The 16009-nt window shown below is 72.5% G+C and carries 12 protein-coding genes and 2 pseudogenes; 7 read left to right on the top strand and 7 right to left on the bottom strand.

The annotated features are described in order from the left end of the window. The first annotated feature begins 1 nt into the window (after position 1). The 4 genes from H3H34_RS11360 to H3H34_RS11345 are packed head-to-tail and all read left to right on the top strand — an operon-like array spanning position 2 to position 3881. Entirely contained in the window at positions 2–1384 is a 1383-nt protein-coding gene (locus H3H34_RS11360; protein ID WP_194745559.1) for a phenylacetate--CoA ligase family protein, read from the top strand. Continuing rightward, positions 1381–2706, top strand: a complete 1326-nt coding sequence (locus H3H34_RS11355; protein ID WP_194745401.1) for an amidase — start codon at positions 1381–1383, stop codon at positions 2704–2706. Before H3H34_RS11360 ends, H3H34_RS11355 begins: the two co-directional genes overlap by 4 nt. A 36-nt stretch (positions 2707–2742) precedes the next feature. Continuing rightward, positions 2743–3048 (top strand): REDY-like protein HapK, encoded by a 306-nt coding sequence (locus H3H34_RS11350; RefSeq protein ID WP_194745400.1) that lies wholly within the window; start codon positions 2743–2745, stop codon positions 3046–3048. Beyond that, positions 3048–3881 (top strand): SDR family NAD(P)-dependent oxidoreductase, encoded by an 834-nt coding sequence (locus H3H34_RS11345; RefSeq protein ID WP_194745399.1) that lies wholly within the window; start codon positions 3048–3050, stop codon positions 3879–3881. Before H3H34_RS11350 ends, H3H34_RS11345 begins: the two co-directional genes overlap by 1 nt. Before the next feature lie 61 nt (positions 3882–3942). On the opposite strand, the pseudogene H3H34_RS14195 reads toward H3H34_RS11345, so the two are convergent. From H3H34_RS14195 to ypfJ, 3 genes and pseudogenes are all read right to left on the bottom strand, one after another. Further along, positions 3943–4041 (bottom strand): annotated as a pseudogene (locus H3H34_RS14195) (PEPxxWA-CTERM sorting domain-containing protein); the annotation flags it as partial. A gap of 468 nt (positions 4042–4509) precedes the next feature. Next, on the bottom strand, positions 4510–5439 hold the full coding sequence (locus H3H34_RS11335) for a cupin-like domain-containing protein (protein WP_194745398.1): 930 nt from the start codon (positions 5437–5439) through the stop codon (positions 4510–4512). Beyond that, positions 5439–6368: a KPN_02809 family neutral zinc metallopeptidase gene (gene ypfJ / locus H3H34_RS11330; protein WP_194745397.1), complete on the bottom strand. Its 930-nt coding sequence runs from the start codon at positions 6366–6368 to the stop codon at positions 5439–5441. Before ypfJ ends, H3H34_RS11335 begins: the two co-directional genes overlap by 1 nt. Positions 6369–6427: 59 nt before the next feature. On the opposite strand from ypfJ, the pseudogene H3H34_RS13715 reads away from it, so the two are divergent. Continuing rightward, positions 6428–7600, top strand: a pseudogene (locus tag H3H34_RS13715) (PQQ-dependent sugar dehydrogenase). Between the two features lie 72 nt (positions 7601–7672). Then, on the top strand, positions 7673–8851 hold the full coding sequence (locus tag H3H34_RS11320) for an ATP-binding protein (RefSeq protein ID WP_194745396.1): 1179 nt from the start codon (positions 7673–7675) through the stop codon (positions 8849–8851). A 25-nt stretch (positions 8852–8876) separates the two neighbouring features. Here the strand turns inward: H3H34_RS11320 and H3H34_RS11315 are convergent, their stop codons facing one another. The 4 genes from H3H34_RS11315 to H3H34_RS11300 all read right to left on the bottom strand — a co-directional run bounded on the left by H3H34_RS11315 (position 8877) and on the right by H3H34_RS11300 (position 14262). Further along, the gene (locus tag H3H34_RS11315; protein ID WP_194745395.1) at positions 8877–10196 is read right to left on the bottom strand and encodes a radical SAM protein; all 1320 of its coding nucleotides are present in this window, start codon (positions 10194–10196) and stop codon (positions 8877–8879) included. 70 nt (positions 10197–10266) lie between these two features. After that, positions 10267–10950 carry a Crp/Fnr family transcriptional regulator gene (locus H3H34_RS11310; protein WP_328831933.1) on the bottom strand — a complete coding sequence of 228 codons (684 nt, stop codon included), beginning with the start codon at positions 10948–10950 and terminating at the stop codon, positions 10267–10269. Positions 10951–11026: 76 nt separating this feature from the next. Next, positions 11027–12700, bottom strand: a complete 1674-nt coding sequence (locus tag H3H34_RS11305; protein WP_328831931.1) for an ATP-binding cassette domain-containing protein — start codon at positions 12698–12700, stop codon at positions 11027–11029. Continuing rightward, positions 12697–14262, bottom strand: a complete 1566-nt coding sequence (locus H3H34_RS11300; RefSeq protein WP_194745393.1) for an ATP-binding cassette domain-containing protein — start codon at positions 14260–14262, stop codon at positions 12697–12699. Before H3H34_RS11300 ends, H3H34_RS11305 begins: the two co-directional genes overlap by 4 nt. A 146-nt stretch (positions 14263–14408) precedes the next feature. On the opposite strand from H3H34_RS11300, the gene H3H34_RS11295 reads away from it, so the two are divergent. Continuing rightward, on the top strand, positions 14409–16004 hold the full coding sequence (locus H3H34_RS11295; protein WP_194745392.1) for a cytochrome ubiquinol oxidase subunit I: 1596 nt from the start codon (positions 14409–14411) through the stop codon (positions 16002–16004). Positions 16005–16009: the final 5 nt, after the last annotated feature.

Below are 16009 nucleotides of genomic sequence, written 5' to 3'. Positions count from 1 at the left end.
GATGCCCGAGACGACCTGGTACGACCATGTGGACCCCCGCGCGCTCCTCGAGGCCTACCCCGTGGGCGAAGCCTTCGTTCAGCGCTACACGAAGATGTCGCGTGACGAGCTCCGCGCGCGGCAGGAGCGGGATTTCCTGAAGCTCGTGGCACGCGGCTGGGAGGTGCCCTTCTACCGCCGCCTCTGGAGCGCGAAGGGCATCGAGCCCGGGGACATCCGCAGCCTCGACGATCTTCCGAAGCTGCCGAGCTTCGACAAGTCGGATCTCATGGCCTCGATCGCCGCCCACCCGCCGCTCGGGGACTTCCACGGGCGCAGCGGCGGGCCGGTCGTGCTGCACACCACCTCAGGGACGACGGGCAAGCCCCAGGTGCTGCTCTTCGGCCCCTGGGGGCGCGAGGTGGGCAATCTGCTGGTCGCGCGCATGGCCCGCTGGCAGGGTCTCCGGGCCGATGACGTGGTCCATTCGGTCTATGGCCACGGCATGATCAACGGCGGCCACTATATCCGCGAGGCCTACACCCGCTTCACCGAGGCGCTGTTCCTCTCGGCCGGCACGGGTGTCGAGACGCGCTCCGCAAACCAGGTGCAGCTGATGGCCGACTTCCGGGCGACGGTGCTCGTCGGCTTCGTGGACTATGTGCGAAAGCTGGCCGAGGTGGCGCGCGAGGCCGGGCTCGAGCCGGGCCGCGACATCCCGGTCCGGATGATCATCGGCCACCTCGGCACCGAGGACCGCGCTGCGACCGAGGCCGCCTGGGGGGGTGCGAAGGCCTATGACTGGTATGGCGTGGGCGACACTGGCAGCATCGCCGGCGAAGGCCCCGACCGCGACGGCCTCTACGTGTGGGAGGATGCGCAGTTCGTCGAGATCTGCGATGTCGAGACGGGTGCGCCGGTGCCGCGCGGCGAGAAGGGGGACATGGTGGTGACCTGCCTCTACAAGCATGATGTCGCGCCGGTGATCCGCTTCAATACCCATGATGTCTCGGCGTTCCGCACCGACCGCAACGCGACCGGCATGGTCTTCGATCGGATCGAGGGCTTCCTCGGCCGCTCGGACAACATGGTGAAGCTGAAGGGAATCAACGTCTTCCCGCACGCGATCGGCGCCATCATCGAGAACCGGCCGGAGCTGACGGGCGAATATGTCTGCCGCGTCGTGCGCGACTCGCAGGGCGTGGACCGGATGACGGTCGTCATCGAGCATCGCGGCGCAGGCGAGGCCGGCGACGAGGGGCGGCGCGCGCTCGGCCAGCTGCTCCGGCAGGGCCTTGGCGTGGAGGTGGAGGTGGAGCTGGTGCCGCCGGGTGCGACTGCGCCCCTCACCCAGATCGAGGTGCGGCAGAAGCCGCTCCGGCTCATCGACGAGCGCAAGCGGTGAGCGCGCGGATCCACGACCTCGGCGTCGTTGCGCTGACGGCGGCGTTCGCGGCCGGGCAGGTTTCGGTGGTGGCGGCGACCGATCTCTATCTCGAGCGGATCGCCCGGCTCGACCCGGAGATCCGCGCCTTCACTCACGTGGACGAGGCCGGCGCGCGGGCCGCGGCGCGGGCAAGCGCGGCGCGGGTGGAGGCTGGCGAGGCGCGCCCGCTCGAGGGCGTGCCTCTTGCCATCAAGGGCAACATCGCGGTGAGGGGCCTGCCCTGCCACGGCGGCTTCGGGGCGTTCCGGGACCGGGTGGCCGAGGCCGATGCGGCGGCGGTGGCCCGGCTCCGGGCCGCGGGCGCGGTCATCCTCGGCGTCCTCAACCTGCACGAGGGCGCGCTGGGGGCGACCACCGCCAACCCGCACTTCGGCGCCACCCAGAACCCCTACCGGGCCGGCTATACGCCGGGCGGCTCTTCGGGCGGGTCGGGCGCGGCGGTCGCCGCCGGCCTCAGCGCGGCCGCGCTCGGCACCGACACGCTGGGCTCCATCCGCATCCCGGCGGCCTACTGCGGGGTGGTCGGGCTGAAGCCCGGCGCCGGCCGGGTGCCGGATGACGGGCTCCTTCTCCTCGTCGAGCGGTGGGACACGATCGGCCCGCTCGCGCGCTCGGTGGCCGATGCAGCGGCCGTGATGGCGGCGCTCGCGCCGCTTGGCGAGGCGCGCGCGGTTCGGCGGGTGGCCACCCTCTCGTCGGTGGCAGCGGTGCCGATGCATCCCGCCGTGGCAGATGCCTACCGGCTGGCGCGGAGCCTCCTCGAGGGGCTGGGCGTGGCAGTCGAGGAACGGCTGGCCGAGATCGACCACCACCGGGTGCGGCTTGCCGGCTTCGTCGAGGCCGCCCGCGAGGCGGACCGCCGCTACGGGCCCGAGATGGCCGCGAACCCTGAGGGCTTCTCGGAGGCCTTCCGCGCGAGCCTCGCCTTCGGCCGGGCGTTCGCCGAGCCGGCGCTGGCCGAGGGACGCAAGGCGATCGAGGCGGCGGCGGCGGCGATGCGTGCCGTCCTCCAGGCCGATGACGCCATCCTCCTGCCGACGACCCCGCAGCCCGCCTTCCCGCACGCGAGCGAGGCGCCCGTCTCCCAGGCGGACTTCACCGCGCTTGCCAGCATCGCCGGGCTGCCGGCGCTCGCCATCCCCGCCGGCTGGACCGGCGACGGGCTTCCGGTCGGCGTGCAGCTGGTGGGCCGCGCGGGCGAGGAGGCGACCCTCGTTGCGCTGGGCGAGCGGCTGGAGCAGGCGCTCAAGGCCTGGCAGCCGCCCCCGGCGTTCGCCTGAGACCTGCCCACGGATTGGCCCGAGAGGAGGAGAGCGATGCGGATCCTGGTGCTGTTCAACCTGAAGCCCGGCGTGGACCCGGCCGCCTACGAGCAGTGGGCGCGGACCACCGACATCCCCGGCGTGCGCGCGCTCGCGTCGGTCGCGGACTTCCGCGTCCACCGGGTGACCGGCCTGCTTGGCAGCGACGCCCCCGCGCCCTACGCCTATGCCGAGTCGATCGACATCGAGGGGCTTGAGTCCTTCCTCGCCGATGTCGCCTCCGAGACGGTGCAGAAGGTCGCGGCCGAGTTCCAGACCTTTGCCGACAGCCCCGTCTTCCTCCTGACCGAGGATCTCTGATGCGCCGGTTCGAGGGGAAGGTGGTGGCGGTGACCGGCTCGGGTCGCGCCGGGGGGCTGGGTGCTGCGATCCTGAAGCGGTTCGCCACGGAGGGGGCGGCGTGCGTCGTCTCCGACCTCGGGGTTCCGAAGGAGCGGATGGGCGAAGGCGACATCGGCACGACGGCGGAGATGGAGGCGGTGGCGGACGGGCTTCGGGCCATGGGCGCGCAGGCGATCGCGGTGCCCTGCGACGTGCGTTCCGATGCCGACTGCCGTGCGCTCGTCGAGACCGCGGTCTCGGCCTTCGGCCGGCTCGACGTGATGGTGGCGAACGCCGGGATCGGCTACCTCATGAAGCCCTTCCTCGAGACCGAGGAGGCGGACTGGGACGCCGTGCTCGACGTGAATCTCAAGGGCGCGTTCCTTTCGGCGAAGCATGCCGCCGCGCACATGGTGGCGCGCGGCGGGGGCGGGCGGATCCTCATGATCGCCTCGCAGGCGGCGAAGTCGGGCTTTCCGCACATGGCGCCCTACTGCGCCTCGAAGCATGGCATGGTGGGCCTCGTGCGGTCGATGGCGATCGAGCTCGGCCGCCACGGCATCACGGTCAATGCCGTGTGCCCCAACCATGTGACGACCGGGCTGGGGGCGAAGCAGAACGACTATTTCTCGAAGCTGCTCGGGTTCGACTCGGTCGAGGCCTATCTCGCCAACATGAAGGCCAGGAACCCGCTCGGCCGGCCGGGTCTGCCCGAGGATACGGCGGGCCTTTGCGCCTTCCTCGCCTCGGAGGATGCAGCCTATGTGACCGGCGAGGCCTGGAACGTCTCGGGAGGCGAGGAGATGCACTGAGGGGCCGCCCCGGCGCTCTCCCCTCCCTCCCCTCTCTCCCCTCCCTGCCCCCCGGCTGGGGTCAGGCGGTGGCCGTTGCGCGGCGGCGGCGCAGACCCGCCCCGACGAGGCCGAAGCCGGCGATCATCATCGCCCAGCTGCCGGGCTCGGGAAGGGCGTTGATCCTGAGCGTGGCCCTCGGCCGGCCGGTGGCGTCGAGCATGGCAAAGGTGCCGAGCTTGAAGGTGGGCGCGGCGCTTGTGCCAGTGTAGAGCTGCGGCCCGTAGAGATCGAAGAGCCTGCACGTGAAGCCTGCGCACACGCCGCCGCCCGAGTTCGAGCCGAAGAATTCCATGAAGCTGGTGAAGGAAGTGCCGTTGAGCGTGCCGGAGACGCTGTTGATGCGGAAGGCATCGCCATAGTCTGCGTCGGGCACCGGGCTCGCCGGAAGTTCCCATCTTCCGGCCAGCCCCTTGGAGAGGGTGAAGGCATAGGTGACGGCGGACGCCGGCGCGGCAAGGGCGGCGAGCGCCACGGTTGCGAGAAGCGTTCGTGCCAGAGTCATGCCAGTGCCCCCCATCGCGGTGCCCGCCTCCTGCGGCCCCCGGGCAGAAAATTGCACCGGATCGAGGGATGCTGCAAGCCCTGTTCAGAGCCGGTCGCGGGCGGTGAGCGTGGTCTCGAAGTCGTTGGGCCAGACGAAGTTGGTGAAGCTCATCCCGATGGTCATGGTGCGCGCTTCCACGTGGTGCCACCAGCCGACGGGAAGGAAGAGGATGTCGCCCTGGCCGATCTCGCAGGAAAGGGTCCAGGGCGCATCCGGCTCGGCCGACAGGTCGGCCTTGGTTCCGAAGCGGCTGAAGCAGTGGAGGTGGTTCCGCATGAAGGGCGTTTCCTCTGGCGCTGCGAGCGTCACCCGCTTCACGCCCCGGATCTGGAGGAGAAAGTTCTGGGTGAGATCATGGTGCCAGGGGGTGATGGTGCCGCGCGGGCCGATCCAGAGGAAGCCATCGCCCATGCGGTTCTTCTCGAGGAAGCCGGGGATGGGGCCGATTTCGTCCCAGAGCGGGGCAAGGGCCTTGCGGTTCACGCCGCCGTTGTTGGCGGTCATGTAGACATCGTTGGTCTCGGGGTCTTCGGCCAGCAGGTCGAGGAAGGCGTGCCAGGGCATGCGCGTCTTGTGGGCGGGCGAGTTCGACTCGTAGTCGGGGTCGCCCGTGCGGCCGGTCTGCACCTCGACCTCGGGGTTGCCGAGCGTGCGGAAATGCTCGAGGCTCCAGCGCGCCATCGCCGGCCAGTCACTGACGAGGCCCTCGAGGATGACGGGGCGAAGCGTGCACCAGTGCTCGCGGAAGAAGGTGGCGGGCGACATGCCGCGGACGCGGGGCACCTCCTGCCAGAGTTCCCGCTCGAGCCGGGCGCGGATGCCGAGCAGCCAGTCGCGCTTGGCCACCCGGGCGCGGAGCCGCGCCAGCTCCTCAAGCGGCGCCGCGTCGAGCGCGGGCGCGGCGGTCCTCAGGCCGAGCGCTCGGGCCGGATCGTGCGCGCGGAAGGCGGGGCGGGCCTCGGGCTTCAGCATCAGAGCCGGTCGTAGGGCTGCGAGAAGGTGTCGCAGGCGTCCGGGTCGCCGGCGCGGAAGCCGATGGTCAGCCAGCGCACCCGCTGTTCGGAGGTGCCGTGAGTGAAGGCATCGGGCACGACGCGGCGTCCGGCCGAGGCCATCAGCGTGTCGTCGCCGATTGCCTGCGCCGCGCGCACGCCCTCGGCGAAGTCCCCCTCGTCGAGAAGGTTCCGGTTCCGCGAGGCCCAGACTCCGGCGTAGCAGTCGGCCTGGAGCTCCATGCGGACCTGGAGCTGGTTCGCTTCCACCTTGCTCGCGCGGCTCTGGGCGCGGGCGACCTTCTCGGCGATGCCGGTGACCGTCTGGACATGGTGGCCCACCTCGTGGGCGATCACATAGGCCGCAGCGAAGTCGCCGGGTGCGCCGAACTGGCGGGCGAGCTGGTCGAAGAAGGCGGTATCCAGATAGACCTTGCGGTCAGCCGGGCAGTAGAAAGGCCCGGAGGCGGACGTGGCACCGCCGCAGGCCGAGCGGACTCCGCCTTCGAAGAGGACGAGGGTGGGCTCGGGGTAGCGGGCGCCGCGCTCGGCGAAGATCCTCCCCCAGGTGTCTTCGGTGGTGGCGAGCACCTTGGCGACGAACTGGTCGGCGGGGCGGGCGTTCTGCGCGGAGGGAGCAGGCGGCCGGCCGGCCGGGGCCGACTGCGGCGGAGCGACCCCGATTCCGCCACCGCCCGAGCCCAGGACGTTCAACGCGAGGAAGAGGAGGCCGGCGACGACGAGGCCGCCGAGTCCGAACTTGGAGAGGATGAGCGGCAGGAAGGCGCCGAGGAGACCGCCCATGCCACCGCCGCCGCCGCGGGCGCCGAAACCGCCGCCGGGCCCGAAGCCCCTCTCGCCGCGCCGGTTCTCGATGTTCCGGCTTTCGCGCTGGTCGTCGAGCCGCATCCAACCCTCCCGCTGGCGGCCCGACCGGCACGGCTGGACCTCGGCGCCGGCAGCCCCCTATGCCGCCGGCAGTGCCACTGCGGAGATACCGGATGCGCGCCTTCCTTGCCAGCCTTTCCCTTCTTGCAGCGCCCGTGCTGGCCCAGCCGCCGGTGGTGCCGTTCGAGGTGCCGGCCGAGCCGGGGATCCGGGTCGAGACGGTGGCGGAGGGGCTCGAGCACCCCTGGGCTCTCGCCTTCCTGCCCGACGGGCGGATGCTGGTGACCGAGCGGCCCGGCCAGCTCCGGTTCGTCGCGAAGGACGGCCGGCTCTCCGCGCCCATCGCCGGGGTGCCGGCGGTAGCGGCGGTCGGGCAGGGCGGCCTCCTCGACCTGGCGCTCGCGCCGGATTTCGCGCGCAGCGGCGTGCTCTACCTCACCCATTCGGTCGGGACCGACCGCGCGAACATGACGGCGCTGACCCGCGCCCGCCTTGCCGGCAGCCGGCTGGTCGAGGTGACCGAGCTTCTCCGCAACCCGGTCGCCAAGACCGGCGGCGCCCACTTCGGCTCGCGCCTCCTCTTCCTGCCCGACGGCACGCTCCTCATGAGCGTGGGCGACGGCGGCAACCCGAACGTCAAGCTCGACGGGCGCAACATCCGCGACCAGGCGCAGAACCCGCGCGCCTGGTTCGGCAAGGTGCTGCGGCTGACGGCGGACGGCCGGCCCGCGCCCGGCAACCCGGGGCGGGGTTGGGACGCCCATGTCTGGACCATGGGCCACCGCAACATCCAGGGCCTCGCCCGCGACCCGAGGACGGGTACCATCTTCGCGACCGAACATGGCGCGCAAGGGGGCGACGAGCTGAACCGGCTGGCCGCCGGGCAGAACCACGGCTGGCCGCTCGTCACCTACAGCCTGGAGTATTCGGGCAAGCCCATCTCCGCCGAACGGTAGCGGCCGGGCATGGCGGACCCGGTCTCCGTGTGGACCCCCTCGATCGCCGCCTCGGGCCTTGCCGTCTATCGCGGCCGGGTGATGCCGGCGCTCGATGGCGCGATCCTCGCCGGCGGCCTCATGAGCGAGGACGTGCGGGTGATCCGCCTCGGCTCCGACGGCAGGCCGGAGCGCGAGACGCGGATCGTCATCGGCGAGCGGGTGCGGGACGTCCGCGTCGGGCCCGACGGCTTCGTCTACGTGCTGACCGACGCGGAGGCGGGGAAGCTGCTCCGGCTCCGCCCGGCGCGCGGCTGAGCCGGCGCACCCGGGGCCATCCCCCTCATAAGGGACTTACGGGCCTTATCGGCGGGAGATAAGGTTCCCGCCATGGACCCCCGCCGCAACCCCTTCGCGCCCGGTGCCGGGACCCAGCCGCCCGAGCTGGCCGGGCGCGACGAGCTCATCGAGAAGGCCGAGATCGCGCTCGACCGGATCGCCGCCGGCCGGCCGGCCCGCAGCCTCGTGCTCTATGGCCTGCGCGGCGTGGGGAAGACCGTGCTCTTGGGCAAGATTCGCTCCGACGCCGAGGCGCGCGGGCTCGTGCCCGTCCGGATCGAGGCGCCCGAGCACCGCTCGCTGCCGGCGATCCTCGCGGCACCGCTGCGCGCCGCGCTCCTGAAGCTCGACCGGATGGAGGCAGCGAAGGCGGGCGCGCGGCGCGCGCTCGCTGCGCTGGCGAGCTTTGCCAAGCTCAAGATGAAATATGCCGACATCGAGGTGAGCCTCGACTTCGAGCCGCTGAAGGGGCTGGCCGATTCGGGCGACCTCGAGACCGACCTCGCCGAGCTTCTGGTCGCCGTGGGCGAGGCGGCGCGCGAGCGGCAGACCGCCGTCATCCTCGTCGTCGACGAGATCCAGTATGTGGACGAGGCGGAGATGGCGGCGCTCATCTCCGCCCTCCACGCGGTTGCGCAGGAGCGGCTGCCGGTGACGATGGTGGCGGCCGGCCTGCCGCAGCTCCTGTCGCGGATGGGGCGGGCCAAGTCCTACTCCGAGCGGCTGTTCGAATATGTGCCGGTCGGCGCGCTCGATGCCGGTGCGGCGCGGGTGGCCATCACGCTTCCCATCGAGCGCGAGGGCGCGGCGATCGAGCCACAGGCGGTGGCCGCGATCATCGCCGCGACCGAGGGCTATCCCTACTTCCTGCAGGAGTGGGGCAAGCACAGCTGGGACATCGCGTTCGACGAGACCATCACGCTCCAGGATGTGGAGAATGCCGGGGTGATGGCGCTGGCCGAGCTCGATGCGAGCTTCTTCAGGGTGCGCTTCGACCGGCTCACCCCCACCGAGAAGCGCTACATGCGGGCGATGGCCGAACTGGGGCCGGGGCCGCACCGCTCGGGTGACATCGCCGAGGCCATGGGCAAGCAGGTGACGCAGCTCGCCCCCATCCGCAACGCGCTCATGAAGAAAGGGATGCTCTACTCCCCCGCGCACGGCGACACCGCGTTCACCGTGCCGATGTTCGATGCCTTCATGCGCCGCATCATGCCGGCCTGGCCCTGAGCCCCCTTGCCCGACTGTCACCCGGTCAGATGGCGCTCGAGAAGCGGTCCTGCGGCTGGGTGCGGTAGCGGTCGAAGGCGGCGGCGATCGCCCGGGCATAGGGCCGGGCATCGGGCGCGAGCAGGAGACGGCCCTGGCGCACCTCGACGAGGCGGGCGCTGCGGAACGGCAGGAGCGCGCGCTCGACGTCGGCATCGTCGCAGCAGGGGGCAAGCAGGGCTTCCCCGTGGCAGAGGATGTCGGCGATGACCTTGCCGCGCGCGCGATCCTCGGCCGAGCGCTCGATGCCGCAAGCCCCCGCCAGCCGGCCGGCAAGGGTCCGCATGCGGTAGCGGCCGCTGTTCTTCTCGTTCTGGAGGAGGAGGGTGGGGAGTACCGAGATGGCCGAGGCGCCGAGGCCGAGGACGGCGTCGGCATCGTCGTCGGTGAAGCCCTGGAAGTTGCGCCGGAGCGTGCGTGCCCGGGCGGCGATGGCAAGCCCGTCTCCGGGACGGGCGAAGTGGTCGAAGCCGACCGGCTCGAAGCCGAGGCGGGTGAGCACCGCGTGTCCTGCCTCGGCCATGCGGAAGCGGGTCTCGGGGCCGGGAAGGGCATCGGCGGCGATCCGCCGCTGCCGCTTCACGAGGTTCGGCACGTGCGCATAACCGAAGAGCGCCACCCGGTCGGCGCCGAGCGCGACGGCCCGGGCGCAGGCCGCCTCGACATCGGCCACCTGCTGGCCCGGCAGCCCGTACATGAGGTCCAGGTTGAGCGAGGCAACCCCGGCCTCGCGGAGCCAGGCAATGGCGCGGCGGACGGCCTCCTCGTCCTGGACCCGGCCGATGCGCTCCTGGAGCCGGCGGTCGAAGGTCTGGACGCCGAGGCTGGCGTGGGTGGGGCGGAGCTGCGCGAGTGCCTCGGCAAAGCCCTGCGTGAAGGTGCGCGGGTCGATCTCGATCGAGAGCTCGGGCGCGCGGCCGAAGCCGGCCTCGACGGCGTCCATCAGGTCGAGCAGCTGTTCGGGCGCAAGCGCGTTGGGGCTGCCGCCGCCGAGCGAAACGCGCGAGAGGGCAAAGCCCCGGGGCACCTCGCGGGCAAGCAGCGCCACCTCGGCCCGGAGTGCCTCAAGATAGGCGGAAAGCCGCTCGGCGCGGTTCGCGCGGGCGGTGTTGCAGCCGCAGTACCAGCAGATCTCCCGGCAGAAGGGGATGTGGAGGTAGAGCGACAGGCGGGGGCCCGAGGGCAGCGCAGCGAGCGCGCCGCGGAGTGCTGCCGGGCCGTCGAGCGGCGCGAATTCGGCTGCCGTCGGGTAGCTGGTGTAACGGGGCACCGGCCGCGCCAGGAGGTCCGGGAGGTAGCGCCACATGGGCGAACCCATGCGATGCGGCCGCGGCGGGCGCCTTGATTCCGGTCAACGCGGGCCGCGGCGTCGGCGCTCAGGCTTCCGCGATGGTGGCGAGCCGGGCGCGATCCCGGATCTCGACGTGCCTGCGCCCGGCGAGCGCGATGATGCCGGCGCGATGGAACTTCTGGAGCGTGCGGCTCACCGTCTCGATGGCAAGCCCGGTCAGGTCCGCGATCTGCTGGCGGTCGAGCGGCAGGTCGAAGCTGTCGAGCGGCTGGCCGTCGCCGCCTGCGGCTGCGCAGCGGGCCTCGGCCAGGCGCTGCGAGAGGTCGAGGAGGAAGGCGGCGACGCGGGCGCTGGCCGAGCGCCGCCCGAGGTCGAGCAGCTGCGCGTGCGCGCGGTCGAGGTCGGCGAGCGTGTGCTCGAGAAGCGCATGCTCGAGCGCCGGATGCTCGCGGGCGAAGGCCTCGAAGGCGGTGCGCGAGAAGAGGCACACCTCGACGTCGGTGAGCGCCGTCACCCGGTAGCTGGCGACCGGTGCGAACAGGCGGCCGACGAAGTCCGACGGATAGGCAACGCCGAGGATCTGCTCCTTGCCGTCTGCGGTCGAGCTCGAGAGCTTGAGGACGCCCGAGAGAAGGTTGGCGACGATCCGCGAATCCTCCCCCTCCCAGACGAGGGTGGTGCCGCGCGGGTAGCGCTGGATGCGGCCAAGCCGCCCGAGCGCCTCGCGCGCCTCGGGGGCAAGGGCGTTGCAGATGACACGGCTGCGCACGCCACATTGCGCGCAGCTGCCCCCCACGACGGCAAGTCTGGTTCCCCGTTCGTCAACCGCCGGTCTTGCGCCCATATCAGGCAGGTAGCACGGAGCCGCGGCGCGCGGAAGCGTCTGGCACATCTGAAAGCCGGAGCACGGTGCCGCGCGCAAGCACCCGGGGCGGGCGACGGTGCGACACCAGGACGAGGCCGGTTCCGGTCTCCTCGAGCCAGCGGTCGAGCCGGTCCACCACAAGCGCCTCGGTTGCCGGGTCGAGCCCCTCGGTCGGCTCGTCGAGGAGAAGCCAGGGTCGGCCGGCCAGGAGCGCCCGGGCGAGCGCCAGCCGCTTCGCCTCGCCGCCGGAGAGACCGCGGCCGCCGTCTCCGAGAAGAGCGGCCAGCCCTTCTGCACGCGCGCGCACCACCGCGTCGAGCCCGGCCACGTGGAGCGCCTGCCACATCTCCGCCTCGGCAAGCCCGGGGCGGGCGAGCGCGAGGTTGTCGGCGATGCTCCCGGCGATGAGGGTCGGGGCCTGCGGCGCAAGCGCGAAGGCGCGCGCCAAGAGGCGCGGCGGAAGGGCGGCAAGCGGTACGCCGCCGAGCGAAATGGCGATGCCGCTGGCCGCGACATCGGGCTCGGCCAGCCCGGCAAGGGCGTGGAGCAGGCGCGTCTTCCCCGCACCGCTCGGACCGTCGAGGAGGAGGCGGCCGCCGGCCTCCAGCCGGACCTCGCGGCCGCGCCGCCGGAAGACGAGCGGCGCGGCCGGCGGCGCCTCTTGTTGCGCGGGCGCCTCGGGCGTCCCGGCCTCGACCAGCCCGTCGAGCCGCGCCAGCCCTGCCGTCACGCGCGCGCGCTCGGTTGCTGCCCGCACCAGCCCCGCCTGCGCTTCGATCGCGGCGTGGGCGGCGAGCGCCGCGCCGGCCGCGAGCGCAACGTCGGCGCCCGGCGCGAGCGCGAGCACGAGGGCAGCGGCCAGCGCGGCACCGAGCGTCACGAGGGCGGCGATTGCCGCCTCGGCGCGCACGAACCTGAGCCGCGCGGCGTCGAGCGCGGCTGCCTCCGTGGCAAGGGCGTCTGCCGTGCGCGCCTCGAGGCCCATGAGGCGGATCTCGGCTGCCGCCTCCACGGCCCCCACCACCGCCGCCTTGAGGGCGGCAAGCGCGGCCTGCGCCTCGGCGGCAGCCGGGTCGAGGAGGCGCGCCCGCATCGCCTGCGCGGCCGGCACCAGCCCGAGGAGCAGGGCGGCGACCCCAAGCCCGGCAAGCGGCGCTGCAAGACCTGCAAGCGCGACCGCCACCGCACCGCCCGCCACGGCCGCGGGGCCGGCCGGCCGCCGCACGAGCAGGTTCTCCAGCGCATCCACGTCTTCCACGAGGCGGCTTGCCGCCTCCCCGCCCGAGAGCCGGAGCGCCTCCGGCGGCGGGCGCTCGGCAAGCGCGCGGAACAGGTCTGCCCGGAGACCCGCAAGCGCGAGGAGAGCGGCGCGGTGGGCGAGCAGGCGCTCGACGTAGCGGGCGCCGGTGCGGAAGATGGCGGCCTGGCGGATGAGCGCGCTGGGCAGGAGATAGTTGAAGAGGAGCGCCGCGCCGGCGGCGGCCGCCAGCCCCGCGCCGGCCAGGAACCAGCCGGAAAGCCCGGCAAGCCCCACGGCCGAGAGCGTGCCGACGACGGCCGCCGCCACCGCCACACGCATGGCGAGCCGCTCGCGCCGCGCGCGGACGGCAAGCAGCGCCGCGACCCGGGCGCCCGGCGCGCGGGCAGGCGTCACGGTAGCTGCACCTCCGCATCGGCGACCGCGACGAGGGCCGGGTCGTGGGTGGCAACCACCACGGCCCGCCGGCCGGCCTCCGCCTTGAGCCGGGCGATCACGGCGGCGGCCGCCTCGGGGTCGAGGTCGGCGGTCGGCTCGTCGAGGAGGAGGATCGGCCGGTCGGCGAGCAGCGCCCGGGCAAGGCCGATGCGCCGCCGCTCGCCGCCCGAGAGCCCCGACCCGCGCGCGTCGATGGCGAGGCTCTCGCCGCGGGCGGCCAGGAGCGGCCCGAGCCCGGCGGCCGCAGCGGCGGCCCGCACCTCGGCCGGGCTGGCATCCGGGCGGGCGGCCGCAATGTTCTCGAGGAGCGTGCCGGGAAAGAGCTGGACGGCCTGGCCGGCCCAGGCGGCCCGGCCGAGGAGCCCGCCCTCCGGCCACGGCGCCTCCCCCAGCGCAAGCCGGCCGGCGGCCGGGGGCAGCAGGCCGGCAAGGGCGAGCAGCAGGCTCGACTTGCCGCTGCCGGTAGGCCCGGTCAGGGCGACGAGACCGGCGGCGGGCACGCGCAGGCTGACGGGGCCGATGCGCCGGCCGGGTGCCGGCTCCACCTCGAGGCCGTCGGCCAGAAGGCCCGGGAAGGGGCCGGGCGGCGCCGGCGGCGGGGAGGCAAGCGCAGGCGCCTCGAGGCGCGCCGCGATCGCGGCCTCTGCCGCCTCGCCGAGCTGGCGGTCGTGGTAGGCTGCCGCCAGCCGCCGGATGGGGAGATAGAATTCGCCCGCAAGCGCCAGGGCGAAGAAGGCCTCGGCCAGGCTGAGCTGCTCGGGCACGCGGAAGGGCAGGATCCCGAGCAGCTGGAAGCCGCAGTAGACCGCGACCATCGCGACCGAGAGGGCGGCGAAGAACTCGATGACGCCGCCCGAGACGAAGGCGATCCGCAAGGTCGCCAGCGTGCGCTCGGCAAGCGTGCGGGTGGAGCTCTCGAGCTGGCGGGCGACGCGCTCGGCGGCGTCGAAGTGGAGGATCATGGGAAGCGCGCGGACCCGGTCGACGAAGAGGCCGGTGAGAAGCGCGGCGCCGGCGAGCTGCCGCTCGGCAGCGGCGCGCGCGGCGGTGCCCGCAAGCGCCATGCCGAGCCCGAAGGGCAGGAGCGTGGCAAGCAGGATGAGAGCCGAGACCGGGCTTGCCAGCGCGACCGCAGCGGCCACGATGAGGGGCGCGATGACGGCCGCGGTCCGCAGCGGCCGGTAGCGGGCGGCAAGGCCCTCCAGCATTTCGACATCGGCCACCGCGGTGGCCGCTTCCTCGCCCGCAAGCCGCCCCGCAGTCCACCCCGTGGCAAGAAGTCGCGGGTAGAGACGGGCGCGGGCCTCGGCCTTCGCAGCGGCAGCGGCGCGCACGCCCGCGGTTGCCGCCGCCCACTGGAGCACGGCCCGGAGCGGCCCGGAAACGGCCACCAGCACCGCCCCCGCAAGCACACCAACCCATTCTCTCTGAAGGAGAAAATGAACGGCCATGGCGAGGCCCAGGGCGAACGGCACGCCAGCCAGGGAGTCGCCGAGAAACAGGAGCGTCGCCACGTCCATGCGCTGGCGCAAAGACCGCGGCGGCTTCCAGGGCAGGGTGGTGGTGGCAGTCATGCAGGCCGCGAGATGGCAGCGGTCGCGCCCTGTGACTAGATACTGGCAAGCCCGTGTCGTGCGGGCGGGAATGGTGAGCCACGAGGTTGCCCATGGTCGATCTGGCCGTTGTCGAGATGTCGCGCCTCCAGTTCGCGCTGACGGCGATGTACCACTTCCTGTTCGTGCCGCTGACGCTCGGCCTCTCCTTCATGCTCGTCATCATGGAGAGCATCTATGTGATGACCGGGCGCCCCATCTGGCGCGACATCACCCGGTTCTGGGGGAAGCTCTTCGGGATCAACTTCGTCCTCGGCGTCTCGACCGGCATCACGATGGAGTTCCAGTTCGGCACCAACTGGTCCTACTATTCGCACTTCGTCGGCGACGTGTTCGGGGCGCCGCTCGCGATCGAGGGCCTGATGGCCTTCTTCCTCGAGGCGACCTTCGTCGGCCTCATGTTCTTCGGCTGGGACCGGCTGTCGAAGCTCGGCCACCTGTTCGTGACCTTCATGGTGGCGCTCGGCACCAATCTCTCCGCGCTCTGGATCCTGGTGGCCAACGGCTGGATGCAGAACCCGGTGGGCGCCACCTTCAACCCCGACACGATGCGGATGGAGGTGACGAGCTTCTGGGACGTCATTTTCAACCCGGTCGCCCAGGCCAAGTTCGTCCACACCGTCTCGGCGGGCTATGTGACGGCGGCGGTCTTCGTGCTCGGAGTCTCGGCCTGGTATCTCCTGAAGGGCCGGCACCTCCAGCTTGCCCGCCGGTCGTTCGCGGTGGCCGCCGCCTTCGGGCTTGCCTCCTCGCTCTCGGTCGTCGTGCTCGGCGACGAGTCCGGCTATGCGCTCACCGACAACCAGAAGATGAAGCTCGCCGCCATCGAGGCGATGTGGCACACGGAACCGGCCCCGGCCGGCTTCACCGCCGTCGGCATCCCCGACATGGAGGCTCGGACCACGCACCACGCGATCCACGTGCCCTATGTGCTCGGCATCATCGCGACCCGGAGTCTGACCGGCGAGGTGAAGGGCATCTCCGAGCTGGTGGAAACCGCCGAGACCCGCATCCGGCTCGGCATCCTCGCCTATGACGCGCTCGAGCGCATCAAGGCCAATCCGAACGACAAGGCGGCGCGCGCGGAATTCGCCGAGACCCAGGCGCACCTCGGCTATGCCCAGCTCCTCAAGCGCTTCGTCGCCGACCCGCGCATGGCCGATGACGCGACCATCGCGAAGGCGGCCTGGTCGACGGTGCCGAACGTGCCGGTGCTCTTCTGGGCCTTCCGGCTGATGGCCGGCGCCGGCTTCTTCTTCATCGCCGTCTTCGCCTTCGCCTTCTGGCTGGCGACCCGGCATGACTTCGGCCGCACCTGGTTCCTGAAGCTCGCGGTTGCCATCATCCCGCTGCCCTGGATCGCCTCGCAGGCGGGCTGGCTCGTCGCCGAGCTCGGCCGCCAGCCCTGGGTGGTGGAAGGCCAGCTCCCGACCTTCCTCGCCGCCTCCTCCATCTCGCTTGCCCAGATCTGGACGACCATCGTCGGCTTCACCCTCCTCTACGGCATCCTCGCCGTGGTGATGGTGCGGCTGATGCTGGCGGCGATCCGCAAGGGCCCCGAGCCCGATCCGCGGTGGACCGGCGCCGACCGCCCGCGCGACGCCGCCGCGCCCGATCGCCCGGTCTGGCAACCCCTGCCCGCGGAGTAAGCCCC

Source organism: Thermaurantiacus tibetensis (assembly GCF_015354055.1).
Taxonomy (GTDB): Bacteria; Pseudomonadota; Alphaproteobacteria; order Sphingomonadales; family Sphingomonadaceae; genus Thermaurantiacus; species Thermaurantiacus tibetensis.
Note: the sequence above shows the minus strand (reverse complement) of the source record. Positions and strands in the feature narration are given on the sequence as shown.